Below are 16760 nucleotides of genomic sequence, written 5' to 3'. Positions count from 1 at the left end.
AATGGCAAAAACAAAGTACCCCTGTGTCTATCAAGATGCTAAAGGTCGTTTTTCATATGTAATTGAACTTGGTTTAGACAAAACCACTGGCAAACGGATTCAGAAAAAAGGAACCAAAGATCAATTAGGGAAACGTTTTGCAACTGCTAAAGAAGCGCATAAAGAAGTGACTAGAATCAAAAGTGAGTACATGAAAAGAAATGGCTATGCTAACTATGACTTGACCTATGATGAATTTATGGAACATTCCTATATTCCGCATTATAAATCATCTGTTCAGCGTAGTACATGGAGCTCTCGTGAATGTGGACTAAAGCAAATCACTGATTACTTTCATGATAAAAAGCTACGAGATATCTCTGTAGTAGATTGTGAAGGCTATCGAATTTGGTTACTAACCAAAAGTGGCTACTCCCAAGCGTATAGTTCGCTCATGTATGGCATGTTTCGCAAGTCATTAGATTACGCTGTTTTATTAGAGTTTCTCCCTGAGAATATCTCTAAGCGAACAAAAGCAATCCCTAAAGGAAAATCAATTGTAGCTTATTGGACAAAAGAAGAATTCGAAAAAGTATTATCCGTCATATACAAAGAGGATTTTTATGAGCATATGTGCTTCACGATGATTTGGTTGTACTACATGACAGGTATTCGAGTCAGTGAAGGCTTAGCATTAAATTGGTACGATGTTGACTTAAAACGTCAAAAATTACGTATTCATCATACATTAGATATGAAGAATCATAATGACTTCGCCAGAAAGCCTTATACTAAAACTGAGAGTGGTATGCGTGTTATTTCATTAGATGATGATACTGTTCATATCTTGGCAGAATGGAAAAAAATCCAAAAAAAGCATGGTGTAGAACAATTCATTTTAAGCTATACTGACTTGCCATTGTATCGTTCTACCGTACAACGTGTCATTGAACGCTATGCAAAATTGGCTAAAGTTCCTGCTATTCAAGGCAAAGGATTGAGACATTCTCATGTCAGCTACTTAATCAATGAATTTAATGCTGATATTCTAGTTGTTTCACGACGATTAGGTCATTCTAGCCCAGAGATCACACTCAAGCATTACGCTCACCTGTGGAGCAGAAATGATGAAGGTATCGCCGAACAAATGACTGGCAATATTCAATTTACTTTTGCTAAAGAATCAAAAGTTGCAATTTTTAATGGAAATCAGGCAGTAAAATTTTAACCCTACCATTTCCCTACCAAAACGATGTTTTCTGGTGGAAAACGTTGATATAACAGCGTTTTAAACTTAAAAATTACGTGGAGTGGGAGTGATATAAAAAGCTTTGAAAATCCTTATTTATAGGGATTCTCAAAGCTTTTTCTTTAAAGGAGGAATAAAAATGAAAACGAAAATGCCAGAAATTCTTTCTTTCATTTCAGAAGAAGCTGTTAGTAGAAAAATGACAAGTGAGGAGATTGCCGTTCACTTTGGTTATGATAAACATCACTTTAGTCGGAAATTTAAAGAAATAAATGGATTCAGTGTTGTTGAATTCCTCTCTAGTTTAAAAGTTGAAAAGGCGATCTTTGAACTTGATGAAGAAAAGCGAATACTTGACCTACAAGAACGTTCAGGTTTTGAAAGCAGCGGTAGTTTCACGAATACGTTTAAAAAATATACAGGTAGTTCTCCTAGAGCATATAAAACGGAAATGAGTGAACTTTTTGATGATATAAAACGTTTTGAAACGGATGATAAGGATCAGTCGATAGCGCATTTTGAAGAAAAGAGTCATTCTTTTTGCACAGTAACGATTGAAGTACCTGATGGATTTGAGATGGGAATTGTATTTATTGGACTTTTCCGGACACTTATACCGAATCACCTGCCTATATCTGGATTAGCGACTAAAAATTTAATCGGAAATAAATTGAAAAATATTCCAAGTGGAGACTTTTTTTTATTAGCTTGTGGGATAAGCCGTTCCAATAATGTTCTATCTTACTTTAACTTAGGCAATAGTTTGAGGGGGAAAGAAGATGAAAAGTTATCTTTTCCAAACTGTTCTGGCAATCATTACACGATTAAGCTGAGAGAACCGATACCAGAAGACCCACCAATATTAGTGAATGTGGGAAAGCTTTTGATTGCCCGTTTAAAGAACACAATCTAGAATAATATTATTTGACCGTGAAATGATAAGATAGTCGTATGTTGATGGAATGGAGGAAATGTTTATGAGTTTAAATGTAAAGAGTATCACTGTAGGTCTACCAGTAAGTAATTTGGAGGCGTCTGCATGTTGGTATGAAAAACTTCTTATGAGTGATGAGAAAATCAACCCTGTTGAAGGCGTTATTGAGTATCCAGTTGGTTCTATTTGGATTCAACTTTTCGAAGAAAAAATGAATGTTTCAGAGAATGTTTTACGTTTAGAAGTGGAAGATTTAGACACAGAATTTGAACGTTTAAAAACACTTGGCGTAATCGTTGACGAGGCGATAGAGGATGTACCAGGTATCATTCGATACGTTGATTTCTCTGATCCAGATGGCAATAAGTTATCGTTCTATTGGTTATACGATCAAGAATAGATTTAAACAGTGTCTATATAATGAATATCACGCTAAAACGACGGATAGATGATTCGTCGTTTTTAAATTCTAGAAATTTTGACTTTGATTTATCAAATTACATCTGCTAAAAAAGCCATGAATCCTTTACTGAAAAGGTTCCACGGCTTTTTTATTACTTTAGTACAATCTTTTTCAACAAGAAAAGAGACCTGAATCAGACTTCCCTTTCGGTCTCTTAATAGTCACTATAATTCATCACAATTAGTTGAATTGGCATTTTACTCCTTGTTCCTACCCATCTAGCAATTTTCTTTTATTTTTCGCTATAAAAGCAACCACAAATAATAATATTCCTGAAAGAACAAAAACAATATTCACACCTAAAGCATCTGCCACAGCTCCCATCATTAGTGATGATAAAGAAAAGGTTGCAGTATTCAATATACCTGTTGCAGCATACACGGATGTTAATTTATTCCTATCGACTTTCTGTTGTAGAATCGTAGCTTGAGGGATATTCTTAACTTGTAAGAATACACCTATCAGAATTGAATACACTAAAATAAGAAATGGATTTCCTCCCAAAGCAACGAGTAACGTAATGACTCCGCCCAAAGCTGAACTGATGACTATTATTTTAGATTTATTCTTATCAACCATTACATTTAAATAAAAAACAAGCATACTTCCTAGAGCAGCACCTAGAAAATAAGTGGCATTAATGTAGCCCCACCAGTTTTCTGAAACATGTAAAACATCTTTCACGAAGACTAATACAACGGCTGAAATCCACGCCGTATTTGCAATACTCTCAAGTATATCCATACTCACAATTGTAAATATAATGGGTTGTTTGCGTATTTCTTGCCACCCAGAAATCAGGTGTTTCCATCTATCTCCTTCAGCGTTATCAGTCGTAGAAACTTTTGGTAAATACCAAAAAGCGAAAGTAGCAATAGCAAATATACCAACATTGATCCAAATTAAGCCAGGTATAGAGAAGATTATCAATAAAGAAGAACCCACTGCCCAACCACCAATACTGACAATTTGGAGCATTGTACTAAAAATGCTATTAGCACGTATCAAATAAGACTTTGCAGCATAATGAGGTATGAGTGCCCTACTTATTGGTTCAGCACAACCATCTAAAAAAGAAATACTAAAAATAAATGTATACAAAAAGAACAGATTTTCATTATTTACTTTTAGGTTTAAATAAACTGCTAATCCTATTAATATAAACGTTTTAAATAATTGAGTTTTTCGTAAAATATCTGTCAGTGTAGCATAGTTAATTAAGACCGGCGTTAGCAATCCAGAAAATACTGTCCCAACAGTCATAATAACTGGTGCTAGGGAAGCTGCTAATGCAGAGTTCGTTAGCGTAAAAACTGAACTCACGACGGCAATTGTGTAAATAATATCGCCAATATTCGCAAACATTTGACCGATAACAAGCTTTTTAAACGCTCTATTTTTTTCCATTTTTCCTCACCTTTACTTATCAAGAAACAGAAATTTGTCTCTTTGATTTTTTTCTTTATTCTTTCAAAGTAAAGTAATTTTAAATGTTCATACGTAAATTCTCCTCATAATGGTACACTATCACTGATAGCACCATCTTATTTTTCAACTACATCTTTTTATGAGTCTCACATACAAGATCAAATAATTTTACACAATACCCCTTGCTGTTTCACTTCCCAGTTACAGACACTAACTGAATCTTTTCTTATAATGGCTTCTGAAATACATCCTTTACAATAATCTTCTTCTGAACATGTCGAACACTGTTTTGAATCTGGAAATTCTAATTTTGAGAACAACTTGAAACTTCTACTTAAAATTGTTTTAAGGGATTCTTGCTTTAAATTCCCTATGTTCAACTGCATCATGGCACAAGGAGTTACCATCATATCCGGTTTGATTTTTAATGTTTTATAACCTGCTCCGCAGTTACCTATCTCACTTTTCTCTTCTATTTCTTCTATTGTAAAAAATTCATCATCAAATTTCTTTTTCAGGTATTTTACCATGCTACGATACTCATTATAAGTATAACCATCAAGATTATTGTCTTTCGCCCTTCCTTGATTCGTAATTAAGCCTAACTTATACTCTGTCACTCCAAGCTCCTTAACTATGCTAGCTAATTTTTCGATTTCCTCAACAGGCTGTATTATTAGAGAAGTAGCCACGCTTGTGTTTATTCCCCTTTTTACACATTCCTTAATAAATTTTACTGCTTTATCATATGAATCTTTTTTCCCTCGTATTTGATTATGTATCTCTTTAAGCCCATCAATTGATACTTGAATTTGCGAAGTATCGCTTTCAGATAATAAATCTAAACAAGATTGAACGGTTTTAGTATAAATATAACCACTTGTTGTTATATGGATTGCTCTACCTTCTCGACGAATTATTTCGATTATTTGATCAACTTCACTATATGCAAATGGCTCGCCACCAGTTAACTGAATCACACTTACACCCATATCCAGTAATTCTTGAAGAGACTCCTTACATTTCAAACTATCCATCTCACTGCCAAATCCAGCATCCACAAAACAATGTTGACAACTTAACGGACACTTATGCGTTAATTCGAAGGTAACATGTTCTGGTGTATAGTATGTTCCACTGCCTCTTAAAACAATGTTATTCTTTATCTCATTTGATTCAACAATAACATTGTTGGACTTTAGGGTATTAATAAATTCGTTAACGAATTTATTAACTACAGCATGATTTTCATTATATACTTCACAAAGCTCTGCCACGATCATTTCTTGCTCATATTGTCCACTTAATCTAAGCAAAATATCCTCTGCGCTTTTGTTTACCCCAATATTCATATACGTACCATTAAGTAAATATGAAAAAGAAATTCCTGTGGGTTGATTCAAAAGATAGTTTCCTTCTTTTAACGATAAATACATACAATACACCTCCAATCCTATATTATTATAAAATGTTTTCCAACCTAATATCAGCTATAAAAACATGAATACATTCCTAATTTATTTTCTTAAAAAATATAAGAGATAGTCAAAAAATACAAGAGAACCCTCATATAAATTCCTGACTATCACTAGAAAAATAACATCACACTATTTTCTTCCTTGCGCACAATTTACTACAGTAGATCCTGACTCCATCATTGCAGTTTGGTTAGAATTTAGTAAAACGAATTCTGGTTTTTTCATATTTTCCACACCCTTTCTTAATTAATATAAATTAATTATATCATCAAGTTCATAAATGTAAACAATTTTATTGTTCAAAATATCACAATACAAAGAAAATATTCAAGAAAACGAACCTGAAAAATATATTTGAGCCTTTTTTATGTCTAATCTAATATGTGAAAATCATTCAGTAAGGATAACCCTTAAAAAATATTATAATTTAATATCAGAAGAGATAAACTTCTTGAAAAATATCGACAATGACATGACTTTCCTTATATAACTACTCAATCAGTTCAAATTGACATTTCAGAAGTCCTCTAAGAAATAATATCAACTGAACTTGCCAATTAAGTGGAACAGACTAAATAATAGCCCTCCCTTCAAATTCTTTTTTAACTGTAATTAAGTGTGCACTTGTGTCATAATTATTTTTATAGGGTAACTTCATAAAGCTCAAATTTGCAAAACCTTGACTACTTAATTCTCGACTATACATAAAAAATAGGCATCGGAATTGTTATTCCAGACACTCGTTCGCTTCATTGAACCCTATTCTAAAAAATCAGTTATATCAACGTTTCTCCCAATGTAAACACCTGTATACACCCAAATTTCTGCTAACGTACACGCTTATTGACAGACAAAATAAGCCCTTGTGTATTATCTTATAATCAAAGGAGACAGCAAAATGAACTTTAATAAGCAATTAAAAATTTATCGTGAAAGAGATGGGTATTCTCAAGAGGAACTTGCAGAAAAAATCTATGTTACACGGCAAACAATTTCTAAATGGGAGAACGATCATACTTATCCTGATATTCATAATTTGATTGCACTGAGCACTCTTTTTGATGTCACCTTAGATGAATTAGTCAAAGGAGATGTAGAAATTATGAAAAACACTCAAGATATTGAAGCAGAAAGAATGAATCGACTCTCTTGGGTTATGCTTTTATTTATTGTGCTAGCGGTTTTATCCATTGGACCGGCCCTATTACTTTGGGATTGGTATGGCTTAAGTATTCCTCTCGTTCTTTGGGCAATTTCTATGGTGGCTGCTCTAAAAATCGAGAAAATCAAAAAGGAAAAAGATGTGCAAACCTATAGTGAAATTGTGGCTTTTATGGATGGGAACGATCTTGAAACGGCGAGAGCCAAACGTGATAAAAAAAGGGATCGTTGGAATAAAGCAAAAATCGTTGTTGGCTTTTCATTAGTAGCTGGAATACTTGCTACAATTAGCTCATTTTTGTGGGTTTGGCTTTCGTAAATTTTTCAATACACTCATACTTATGGTCTTAGCCTAAAAAAAACAGTTGAACGTTGATCATCAACTTTCAACTGTTTTTTTTAACCACTTTTATGTTTATTGACCATTATCAGCATCTCATAAATTAAATATAATACAAATTCTCAGACGGATAAACTGCATCACTGGTAATATCTAAGCCTAGTTCTCTTAACGTTTGTTCATCATTCTTACTCAACATCACAGTAGAATGTGCTTGTACACCATTCAATTCAGATAATTTATCATATGCTAATTGTGCTGTCGGGTTCGTCACCGCACTGATTGCTAAAGCAATCAATATTTCATTGGCTTTCAAAGCCGTTATCTTACTGTGAAGCTCTTTTTGTTTCATGGTTTGAATCGTTTCAAGAATCACTGGCGATAATAATAAAATTTCATCTGAAATATTGGCTAACGTCTTAATCGAGTTCAAAATAGCTGATGAACACGAATCCATTAAGCTGCTGGTTCTCCCTGTTACAATTCGACCATCTTGTAACTCAAAGGCAATAACGGCAGGGGTATCATTACTTTGGGTTTGTTCTCTTAATTGCTCTGAATATTGTCTGGCAGGAAGTACTGCTTTGCGGTCTTCTTTTTTCAGTTCCACTTCTTCCATTATCAATTTAATGCGATTAACAATTTCCTCATCGATCAAGCCTTTTTTAAAGTCACATTCTGTGGCAAAACAGCGACGAATGATTTCTTGCTTAGAGGCTTCTTTCACCACATCATCATCGACGATCCCAAAGCCGACACGGTTAACGCCCATGTCTGTTGGTGATTGATAGACAGATTCTTCTCCCGTAATTTTTTCGATGATCCGTTTGATTACAGGGAATGTCTCAACATCACGATTATAATTAACCACAACTTCTTGGTATTTATCAAAGTGGAATGAATCAATCATATTCACATCTTTTAAATCAACGGTTGCTGCTTCATAGGCAATATTTAAAGGATGCTTTAATGGAACATTCCATACTGGGAAGGTTTCAAATTTTGAATAGCCAGCAGTCTTACCATTACGGCTTTCATGATATAGTTGGTTCAAACAAGTCGCTAATTTCCCGCTACCAGGTCCTGGTGCTGTAACCACCACGATTGGTTTTGTTGTCGGGATGTAGTCATTTTTACCAAACCCTTCTTCACTGACGATTTTTTCAAGATTTGATGGATAATCTTCGATTGCTGCATGTTTATAGACTTTGATATTTCTTCTTTCCAACTTGTTGATAAACATTTTTGTAGAAGGCTGTCCACTGTAGCGTGTAATGACCACACTATTGACCGCTAAGCCGTATTCTCGCAACTCATCGATTTGGCGTAAAATATCCATATCATAGGTGATTCCATAATCGCCACGAATTTTGTTACGTTCGATATCACCAGCATAAACACAAATCAAGATCTCTGCTTGCTCTTTTAATTTTTGCAAAAGTTTAATTTTGGCATCTGCGTCAAAGCCCGGTAAGACACGTTTTGCATGCATATCACCGATTAATTTACCGCCAAATTCTAAATATAATTTATCATAGTGGTCGACTCTTTCAAGAATATATTTTGATTGCTCTTCGATGTACTTTTGTGGATCAAAACCCAGTTTTTTCACGTGAGAACCCTCCGATATTTGTATACTGCCATCTATTATAAACTTATTTGCTACTGATTACGACAGAGAATCTTACTATTTTATCTTTAAACATATTTTATATAATTGATTACCAAAATTTCCACAGTGACTAGCAAAAAAACGATGCGTTAATACGTGAAGTATTGATGAATATAAATAACCTAACAGTACCATTTGATCTGCCAGATGACGTATTTATGATTAAACCACGTTATAACGGTAGGTTAGATGCTATCAGCGAGGTCATCAGGTACTCAATTTTTTTGAATAACTTGATTCTATACACAGCAATGCATTAGGATAAACCAGTTTTGAACAAAAAAAATCCGTCAATAATCGATGGCTACTGCATAAAAAAAATGCTTGAAGAGTCCCTTCTAAGAGGATCTCTTCAAGCATTTTTTAGTTATTGAGTAACTATTGGAGGTGTTCCTTCAGCATTCCCAACAATGGCATCGATTTGGATCAACGCATCTTTAGGCAACTCCGATACACCAACCACTCTTCGTGCAGGTACACCATCTGGGAAGAATCTTGCATAAACCACATCTACTGCGTCCATGTCTCCGATATTCTTAACATAGATGTTCACTTTGACCACATCCTCCAGCACATGATCAACACTTTCGATGATGGCCTTGATATTCTCTAAGCACTGACCAGTCTGCTCTTTTATCCCACCGATAATCCTCTCATTTGTTTTTGGATCAATCGGTAATTGTGCGGAAATATTATTATAATGTGAAAACGCAACTGTTTGTGTTGAGAATGGACATTTTGGCGCTTGTTCGGTATTATTTGCTTCGATGATCAGACCATGTCTGTCTTCAATCGCTTGGGGCGGTGTCCCATCTCCGTGCGAAACGACTGCTTCAATTTGAACTGCAGCCCCCATCGGCAGATCTTTTACTGCAACCACTGTCCGCGCTGGAACATAGGCCACTGTTCGCGCAATCGCTGAATCTGGAAAAAAGGTTGTATAGACTTTGTTTACAGCGTCCATCTTCGACAAATCTTTCAGGAAGATCGTAATTTTAACGATATCATCAAATGGAACATCGATACTTTCTAAAATTGCCTTGATATTTTTCAGACATTGACCAGTCTGTTTTTTAATACAACCTGCTACCACTCTACCTGTTTTAGGGTCGATTGGTAGTTGTGCAGATACATTATTATAATGTGAAAACGAAACTGTTTGCGTCGACACTGAACTGGTTGGCGCATTTGATGTATTGTTGGTCAGTTTGATCAAATCACCTGCTTGAGGTGCATTTGGGATCGTCCCTTCACCATTTGAAACTAAGGCTTCGATTTGTACTAGAGCGTCCATTGGTAAGTCATCTACCACTACTACTGTTCTTGAAGGCTGATAACTTGTGAAAATCGAAGCGTACACTTCATCAACTGCCTCGATATCTTTACTCTGTTTCACAAAAATAGTCATTCGAACAATATCACTCATTGCATGATCAATACTTTCTGCAATTGCCTTGATATTTTCAAAACACTGTTCAGCTTGCTCCTTAATGCCTCCTGCTACCAATTTGCCAGATACTGGATCGATCGGTAATTGTGCTGAAAAGTTATTGTAGTGAGAAAAAGCGACTGTTTGTGATGCTAGTGGATTCTGCGGTGCATTTTTCGTATTTCTTGCTAGTACTGCGTTATCATTGCTCATATTCCTATTCCTCTTTTCTTTTAGATACATTCCAATAAAAAATATTCCCCCTAAAAATGATAGCGCTTCCGTATTTGGTGGCCATAAAATAATCATTTTTCCCAAATAGTGCCCCAGAAAGCATGATAGTTTCTCATCGATAGGTTCATCATTTTTTACTCTTCTGCTTTTCATTATAAAAATCATAACAAATTGACAAAAATTATATCACTCATTTCAGTCTACAATAATAGCGCTAACATTTCAATAACCTATTTTGAAATTTGTAGCGTCCCAATTTTGACTTTTACAATGAAAAGTTGATTTTCGGTCTTAAACATGCAACAATTCTTCTATATAAGAGTCACTGCTATAAGCTGACTCATTTTCAAATGTTAGGAGAAATTTTGAAATGATAAAAAAAGAAGAAATGCCGCTTTGCGACGTGGCAACGACCGTTCAGTTGATTGGAAGTAAATGGAAAACATTAATCATCCGCGATCTAATAACAGGTCCAAAAAGAAATGCCGAATTAAAACGATCGTTAACAGGCATTTCCCAAAAAGTCCTGACAGAAAGTCTCAATTCAATGATTCTAGATGGTATTGTGGAGCGAATCGATTTCAAAAAAGTACCCCCTCATGTTGAATATCAATTAACCTCCTTGGGAGAAAGCTTATTACCTGTTATTGAATCCATGAGACAGTGGGGACAATTTTATAAGCAGCAGCTTAGATAGATAGTTACAAATTAGTGCCTACTTAACATTATCAAAAAAATTGTCTATACTTTATGAAAGATCACAACAATGATTATGGAGGCGTTTTAAATGAATACTGAATCTACACCGATCGAAGCAGTTCATACCGCTGTTGAACAGACTACACTAAATGGTGAATCCGTTTTAAGAGTCGTGAAGAAAGATAAAATTATGGAATTTGATGAAAATACGTATGCAAAACTAAGCGGCTCAACTTTTCATAATGGAACAATCGAAGTCAAAATGTTAAGTCGCTTATTGCCAGATGCACCAGATTTCGCGCGAGGATTTATCGGTATTGCCTTTCGAATCAATCAAGAGGATACAAAATTTGAATCCTTTTATGTAAGACCAACCAACGGTCGCGTCGATGATCCTGTCCGAAAAAATCGTGGGGTGCAATATTTTTCCTACCCCAAATATACCTTTGACTATTTCCGAAATCTTGCCATCACTGATTTTGAGGGGCCAGCTGATATTGGACTAGATGAATGGATCAGCTTAAAAGCAGTGATCAATGGAGCTAAAGGAGAATTTTATTTGAACGATAGTAAAGAACCTGCATTAGTAGTAGAAAATATGAAACATGGTGCTGATGCTAAAGGCGCAGTTGGTTTCTTCGTTGATATCGGTACCGAAGCCTTCTTCAAAGACTGGAAAATTACAGCAATCGATTAGATCAACATGTTTCAGATGCTCATAAGTTCCTTCGTAATTTGCGAATAAAAAAGAAAGAAACCGTAAATCCATTCGGCCTAACAAAGGATTTACGGTTTAAATAAAAAAGATTACTATCCTCTCGAATAAAGTGAGTTAGCCGTACTATCATAACTATCGGTCAAAACTCAACTAACGAGTCAGTGTTATCGACACTGGCTTTTTCCGTATAAAATACCTACTTTACAAGATTGATTGTAGTACGTCCAGTCTACTCATTACACAGCAATCTCCATTACTTTTTCTATTCTTCTATAGTCAACTCCTTAAAAACCCATTGACAGCGCTTTCCTTATAGTGTATATTTGCCTTGTTAAGTGGATAGTGATTATTAAGTTAAGCTAAACCTAAACAACGCCTTTTTAGGCTTTTGTTTGGGTTTTTTTCTATTTTCAATCTCTTTATTCAGGAAAACGGGAGGTCGGTTCCTTTGGAAATTCTAAAAATTTTAAATAACAATGTGGTCATCGTTCATAATGAAGATCATGAAGAAGTCATCCTTATGGGCAATGGCTTGGGGTTTCAGATGAAGGCCGGATCAGACGTTGATGAGGCTAAAATAGAAAAAGTTTTTAAACTTGAAAACCAAGCGGAGCCTGAGCAAATCGAACAACTTTTTGCAGAAATCCCTGAAGAAATCATTGAAATTTCTTATAGAATTATATCTCATGCTAAAGATGCTCTAAATAAAGAATTGAATGAATCCTCTTTTATAGCGATTGCCGATCACTTGCATTCCTCTATCCAACGGACTAAGAAAAATATTCAAGTCAAAAATTTTTTATTATGGGATATCAAACGCTTTTTCCCAGTTGAATTAGAAATAGCACGTGCTGCCATCCAAATGGTCAACCAGCAATTAGATGTGGATTTGACTGATGACGAAGCTGGTTTTCTAGCCTTGCATATCACGAATGCCCAACTCGACAGCAATCACGAAGATGCGATCAGTCTGACACAGTTGATTGAAGAAATGTTGACCGTCATAAAATATACCCTTCGAATCAATTTCGTTGAAAATGATCTTTACTTTCAACGTTTTATCACACATTTAAAATTTTTCACTGAACGAGTGTTGCAAGAAAATACTGCTGCACGTTCTGAAGAACAGGTGGAAAATGAGCTATTTATACTCGTTACCAAACAATATCCCGAAGCTTTTGAAGCAACAAAAAAAGTTGCGGAACTATTAATAAGTCGACGTAATTATACGATGTCAAAAGATGAACAGGTCTATATCACCATACATTTAGCCCGAATCATCGACAAAACGTGTTAGCTAGAGAGTAATTCTCTTCATCTAAATACTATCTCGAAAAGGAGCGTAGGAAACTTATCGCCTGTGGAAAGGACCTGGATCGTGACATTAAGTTGGCGAGACCTCTGAATAAAAAATAACTAAACATTTGGAGGAACAAAAATGGGTAAATATGAAGAACTAGCAAAAAATATTGTAAAAGAAGTCGGCGGCAAGGAAAACGTCAATTCTTTAACAAACTGTATCACACGCCTTCGTTTTAAATTGAAAGATGAAAGCAAAGCAAACACCGAAGTCTTAAAAAATATGGATGGTGTTGTGACCGTCATGCAAGCTGGAGGACAATATCAAGTTGTTATTGGTAATCACGTTCCTGATGTCAGAAAAGACGTTGATGCTGTTTTAGGCGTGTTAGAAGCTCCAACTGAGTCTGGGCCAAAAGGAAATCTATTTGATCAATTTGTTGATATGATTTCCTCTATTTTCCAACCGATTTTAGCGCCACTGTCTGCAGCCGGTATGTTAAAAGGGGTTAATGCCATTTTAATTTTCGCTTTAGGATCTGGCTTTGCGGAGTCATCAACATCAGCTGTTTTTAATGCGATGGGTGATGGATTATTCAAATTCTTGCCAATCTTTATTGGATACACAGCAATGAAAAAATTTGGCGGCTCCCCCTTCCTTGGGATGCTGATCGCATCAAGTTTAGTCTATCCTGGATTTTTAGAAGGTGCAGCTACTGCTCAGTTTGCTGAAGCAGGAGGGCTTAATTTCTTTGGTATTCCATTCTCTATTCCGCCTGCTGGTTATGGTTCTACGGTTATGCCGATTATTGCGGCGGTGGCTTTTGCTGCCTTTTTAGAAAAGCAATTAAGAAAAGTGATTCCTGACGTTATTAAGTTGTTTATTGTGCCATTTTTAACAGCGCTTGTAACGATTCCATTGACATTCTTAGTTATCGGACCAATCATGAATACTGTTTCTGATGCTTTAGGAAATGGCTTGCTTTCTATTCAAAGTTTCAGCCCCATTTTATTCGGTGCTATTCTTGGTTTCTCTTGGCAAATTCTTGTTATGTTCGGTCTACATTGGGCGCTTATTCCATTTGCTATTATTGCGTTATCTCAAGGTGACCCAACATCATTATTAACACCATCAGGTAGTGTAAGTTTTGCTCAAACTGGTGCGGTATTAGCGGTCATGTTGAAAACTAAAAATGCGAAATTAAAAGAATTATCAATTCCTGCTTTTATTTCAGGTATCTTCGGTGTAACTGAACCGGCTATTTACGGTATCACTTTACCTAGAAAAAAACCTTTCTGGGCATCTTGTATTGTTGGGGGAGTTACTGGTGCTATCGCTATGGCATTAGGGATGCAAGGCTATCAAATGGGTGGCTTAGGAATATTCCGCTATCCAAGTTCTATCTCACCAGATGGCGATGTTACGTTTGCGATTTACGCAATAATTTTGGATGTGTGTGCTCTTGCAGCTGGTTTTGCAGTAGCTTGGGCTTTAGGATTTAAAGATGATGAACCAACGATTCAATTATCAAAAGAAGAAGCCAAACTTGCCGCAACTGGGCAAAAAAAGAAATTAACAAAAGATACCGTTCTTGCTCCTGTAACCGGAAAAGTTCTTCCTTTAAGTGAAGCTAAAGATGCTGCATTTTCAGAAGGAATCATGGGTAAAGGTGTTGTAATTGAACCGACTATCGGTGAAATCGTAGCCCCATTTGACGGGACTGTCATGACGCTTTTTCCTACCAAGCATGCCATTGGCTTGATCTCTGATAACGGAACAGAGCTACTGATCCATATTGGCATCGACACCGTCCAATTAGAAGGTGAAGGATTTGAAGCCTTTGTTGAGCAAAATACCAAAGTCAAAAAAGGCGATAAGCTAGTTACGTTTGATATCGAAGCAATCGAAGCGGCAGGTTATAGTACACAGATACCGATCATCATTACAAATACACCTGATTACGCCGATGTCATTTCAACCTCTGATTCTTCCGTTAAACAAGGGGATGTCCTAATCACTGCGATTATTTCAAATTAGTTTTTACAGCTATATCAATTTAATTTATAAAGGAGTATAAGTGAATGAGTTTTCCAAAGAATTTTTTATGGGGCGGCGCAACGGCTGCTAATCAATGTGAAGGTGCCTGGGATCAAGATGGCAAAGGGGACTCTATTTGCGATCACAATCGAGCAGGTAGCCGTACGTCTAATACACATCGTACATTCGATTTAGAGATCGATACAGATCAATATTACTATCCAAGTCATACAGCAATCGATTCTTACCATCGTTATAAAGAAGATATCGCTTTATTTGCGGAAATGGGCTTTAAGGTTTATCGGATGTCGATTGCTTGGTCACGCATTTTTCCTAAAGGCGATGAAGAAACCCCAAATGAAGCTGGTTTACAGTTCTATGATGATGTGTTTGATGAATTAGCGAAATATGGTATTGAACCACTCGTGACGATTTCACACTTTGAATTGCCTTTTCACTTAGGAAAGAATTATGATGGCTTTTTAGATAAACGGACAATTGGTTTTTACGAAAATTATGCAACAACACTATTTGAACGCTATAAAGACAAAGTGAAGTACTGGCTAACATTCAATGAAATCAATTTTGGCACAATGGATCATGGTAAACGAATCAACGGGTTATTCAATCGTGACTATACTGAAACAGAACAGTATCAAGCCTTACACAATGTCTTTTTAGCATCTGCTAAAGCAGTTGCTGCTGGTCACAAAATCAATCCAGAATTTAAAATCGGATGTATGTTGGCTTACATCACTATGTATCCAAAAACCTGTCGACCTGAAGATGTGTTAAAAACACAACAAATCAATGAAAAATTTAACTTTTTCTGTGGAGATGTTCAGGTCAAAGGGAACTATCCTTACTTTATGAAACGGTACTTTGAAAAAAATAATATTCAGCTGGATATCACCGAAGAAGATAAAAAAGTATTACAAGCAGGAACTGTAGATTATTATACCTTTAGTTATTACATGACCACTTGTATTACAGATGATTTAGAGAAGCGTGACGATAAAACTGGCGGAAATCTTTTCGGCGGTGTATCAAATGAATATCTTGAAACTAGTGATTGGGGCTGGCAAATTGATCCTATTGGTCTACGTTATACGTTAAACCAAATCTATTCTCGCTATGAAATACCATTGATGGTTGTAGAAAATGGTCTTGGTGCCTTTGATGAAGTAGAAACAGATGGATCGATCAATGACGATTACCGGATCGACTACTTCAAGCGTCACATTATTGAAATGGACAAAGCGATTGATGATGGCGTTGACTTGATTGGCTATACACCTTGGGGCTGTATTGACTTGATTAGTGCTGGGACGGGGGAAATGAGTAAGCGTTATGGGTTTATTTATGTAGATCGTGATGATGAAGGGAATGGTTCTCTAGAAAGAAGTCGTAAGAAGTCATTCCATTGGTACAAGCAAGTAATCGAGTCGAATGGTGAAAATTTGGCTTGATAAAATAGATGAGTAGCTTAATCTATAAAAGAACTGTGTAAGTATATTTTTCTGAGGATCCAGCTCAGAAAAATACTTGCACAGTTCTTTTTATACAATCTTGTACCAAGCTCTAAAATCAAAAACTTTTAGAATCTAACACAGAGACTACATTTATTATCATCCAAGTT

Annotated in this window: 13 protein-coding genes; 9 read left to right on the top strand and 4 right to left on the bottom strand. The window is 35.8% G+C overall.

Translation table 11 applies throughout. The features are described from left to right. Window position 1 precedes the first annotated feature (1 nt). From IGJ55_RS01620 to IGJ55_RS01610, 3 genes are all read left to right on the top strand, one after another. Window positions 2-1207, top strand: a complete 1206-nt coding sequence (locus tag IGJ55_RS01620) for a tyrosine-type recombinase/integrase (protein WP_430607193.1) — start codon at window positions 2-4, stop codon at window positions 1205-1207. A gap of 160 nt (window positions 1208-1367) precedes the next feature. Then, window positions 1368-2141, top strand: coding sequence for a helix-turn-helix domain-containing protein (locus IGJ55_RS01615; RefSeq protein ID WP_430607192.1), 774 nt, complete (start codon window positions 1368-1370; stop codon window positions 2139-2141). Between the two features lie 64 nt (window positions 2142-2205). Continuing rightward, the gene (locus IGJ55_RS01610; RefSeq protein WP_430607191.1) at window positions 2206-2562 is read left to right on the top strand and encodes a VOC family protein; all 357 of its coding nucleotides are present in this window, start codon (window positions 2206-2208) and stop codon (window positions 2560-2562) included. Window positions 2563-2835: 273 nt separating this feature from the next. Here IGJ55_RS01610 and IGJ55_RS01605 read toward each other — a convergent pair whose 3' ends face one another. Continuing rightward, window positions 2836-4032 (bottom strand): MFS transporter, encoded by a 1197-nt coding sequence (locus IGJ55_RS01605; RefSeq protein WP_430607190.1) that lies wholly within the window; start codon window positions 4030-4032, stop codon window positions 2836-2838. A gap of 179 nt (window positions 4033-4211) precedes the next feature. Next, window positions 4212-5489, bottom strand: a complete 1278-nt coding sequence (locus IGJ55_RS01600; protein WP_430607189.1) for a radical SAM protein — start codon at window positions 5487-5489, stop codon at window positions 4212-4214. Window positions 5490-6429: 940 nt separating this feature from the next. On the opposite strand from IGJ55_RS01600, the gene IGJ55_RS01595 reads away from it, so the two are divergent. Continuing rightward, complete coding sequence (locus IGJ55_RS01595) at window positions 6430-7011, top strand: helix-turn-helix transcriptional regulator (RefSeq protein WP_430607188.1); 582 nt, start codon at window positions 6430-6432, stop codon at window positions 7009-7011. A gap of 124 nt (window positions 7012-7135) precedes the next feature. Here IGJ55_RS01595 and IGJ55_RS01590 read toward each other — a convergent pair whose 3' ends face one another. Then, complete coding sequence (locus tag IGJ55_RS01590; RefSeq protein ID WP_429951105.1) at window positions 7136-8644, bottom strand: DUF1846 domain-containing protein; 1509 nt, start codon at window positions 8642-8644, stop codon at window positions 7136-7138. A gap of 427 nt (window positions 8645-9071) precedes the next feature. Then, entirely contained in the window at window positions 9072-10346 is a 1275-nt protein-coding gene (locus IGJ55_RS01585) for a RidA family protein (protein ID WP_430607187.1), read from the bottom strand. A gap of 391 nt (window positions 10347-10737) precedes the next feature. On the opposite strand from IGJ55_RS01585, the gene IGJ55_RS01580 reads away from it, so the two are divergent. The 5 genes from IGJ55_RS01580 to IGJ55_RS01560 all read left to right on the top strand — a co-directional run bounded on the left by IGJ55_RS01580 (window position 10738) and on the right by IGJ55_RS01560 (window position 16590). Next, entirely contained in the window at window positions 10738-11064 is a 327-nt protein-coding gene (locus tag IGJ55_RS01580) for a winged helix-turn-helix transcriptional regulator (protein ID WP_430607186.1), read from the top strand. Window positions 11065-11154: 90 nt separating this feature from the next. Then, window positions 11155-11763, top strand: coding sequence for a hypothetical protein (locus IGJ55_RS01575; protein ID WP_069641111.1), 609 nt, complete (start codon window positions 11155-11157; stop codon window positions 11761-11763). Window positions 11764-12232: 469 nt separating this feature from the next. Beyond that, window positions 12233-13081, top strand: coding sequence for a BglG family transcription antiterminator LicT (gene licT / locus IGJ55_RS01570; RefSeq protein ID WP_430607185.1), 849 nt, complete (start codon window positions 12233-12235; stop codon window positions 13079-13081). 141 nt (window positions 13082-13222) lie between these two features. Beyond that, the gene (locus tag IGJ55_RS01565) at window positions 13223-15121 is read left to right on the top strand and encodes a beta-glucoside-specific PTS transporter subunit IIABC (RefSeq protein WP_069641109.1); all 1899 of its coding nucleotides are present in this window, start codon (window positions 13223-13225) and stop codon (window positions 15119-15121) included. A 44-nt stretch (window positions 15122-15165) separates the two neighbouring features. Then, complete coding sequence (locus IGJ55_RS01560; RefSeq protein WP_207120381.1) at window positions 15166-16590, top strand: glycoside hydrolase family 1 protein; 1425 nt, start codon at window positions 15166-15168, stop codon at window positions 16588-16590. Window positions 16591-16760 lie beyond the last annotated feature (170 nt).

The sequence above is a fragment of the Enterococcus sp. AZ170 genome (assembly GCF_050545135.1).
GTDB classification, from domain to species: Bacteria; Bacillota; Bacilli; order Lactobacillales; family Enterococcaceae; genus Enterococcus_L; species Enterococcus_L ureilyticus.
This window is presented reverse-complemented; position numbering and strand designations above follow the sequence as displayed.

Excerpts from the sequence above, each read along its gene's own strand:
- IGJ55_RS01620 (WP_430607193.1), top strand. The coding sequence starts at position 2 with ATGGCAAAAACAAAGTACCCCTGTGTCTATCAAGATGCTAAAGGTCGT.
- IGJ55_RS01615 (WP_430607192.1), top strand. The coding sequence starts at position 1,368 with ATGAAAACGAAAATGCCAGAAATTCTTTCTTTCATTTCAGAAGAAGCT.
- IGJ55_RS01610 (WP_430607191.1), top strand. The coding sequence starts at position 2,206 with ATGAGTTTAAATGTAAAGAGTATCACTGTAGGTCTACCAGTAAGTAAT.
- IGJ55_RS01605 (WP_430607190.1), bottom strand. The coding sequence starts at position 4,032 with ATGGAAAAAAATAGAGCGTTTAAAAAGCTTGTTATCGGTCAAATGTTT.
- IGJ55_RS01600 (WP_430607189.1), bottom strand. The coding sequence starts at position 5,489 with ATGTATTTATCGTTAAAAGAAGGAAACTATCTTTTGAATCAACCCACA.
- IGJ55_RS01595 (WP_430607188.1), top strand. The coding sequence starts at position 6,430 with ATGAACTTTAATAAGCAATTAAAAATTTATCGTGAAAGAGATGGGTAT.
- IGJ55_RS01585 (WP_430607187.1), bottom strand. The coding sequence starts at position 10,346 with ATGAGCAATGATAACGCAGTACTAGCAAGAAATACGAAAAATGCACCG.
- IGJ55_RS01580 (WP_430607186.1), top strand. The coding sequence starts at position 10,738 with ATGATAAAAAAAGAAGAAATGCCGCTTTGCGACGTGGCAACGACCGTT.
- IGJ55_RS01575 (WP_069641111.1), top strand. The coding sequence starts at position 11,155 with ATGAATACTGAATCTACACCGATCGAAGCAGTTCATACCGCTGTTGAA.
- IGJ55_RS01565 (WP_069641109.1), top strand. The coding sequence starts at position 13,223 with ATGGGTAAATATGAAGAACTAGCAAAAAATATTGTAAAAGAAGTCGGC.
- IGJ55_RS01560 (WP_207120381.1), top strand. The coding sequence starts at position 15,166 with ATGAGTTTTCCAAAGAATTTTTTATGGGGCGGCGCAACGGCTGCTAAT.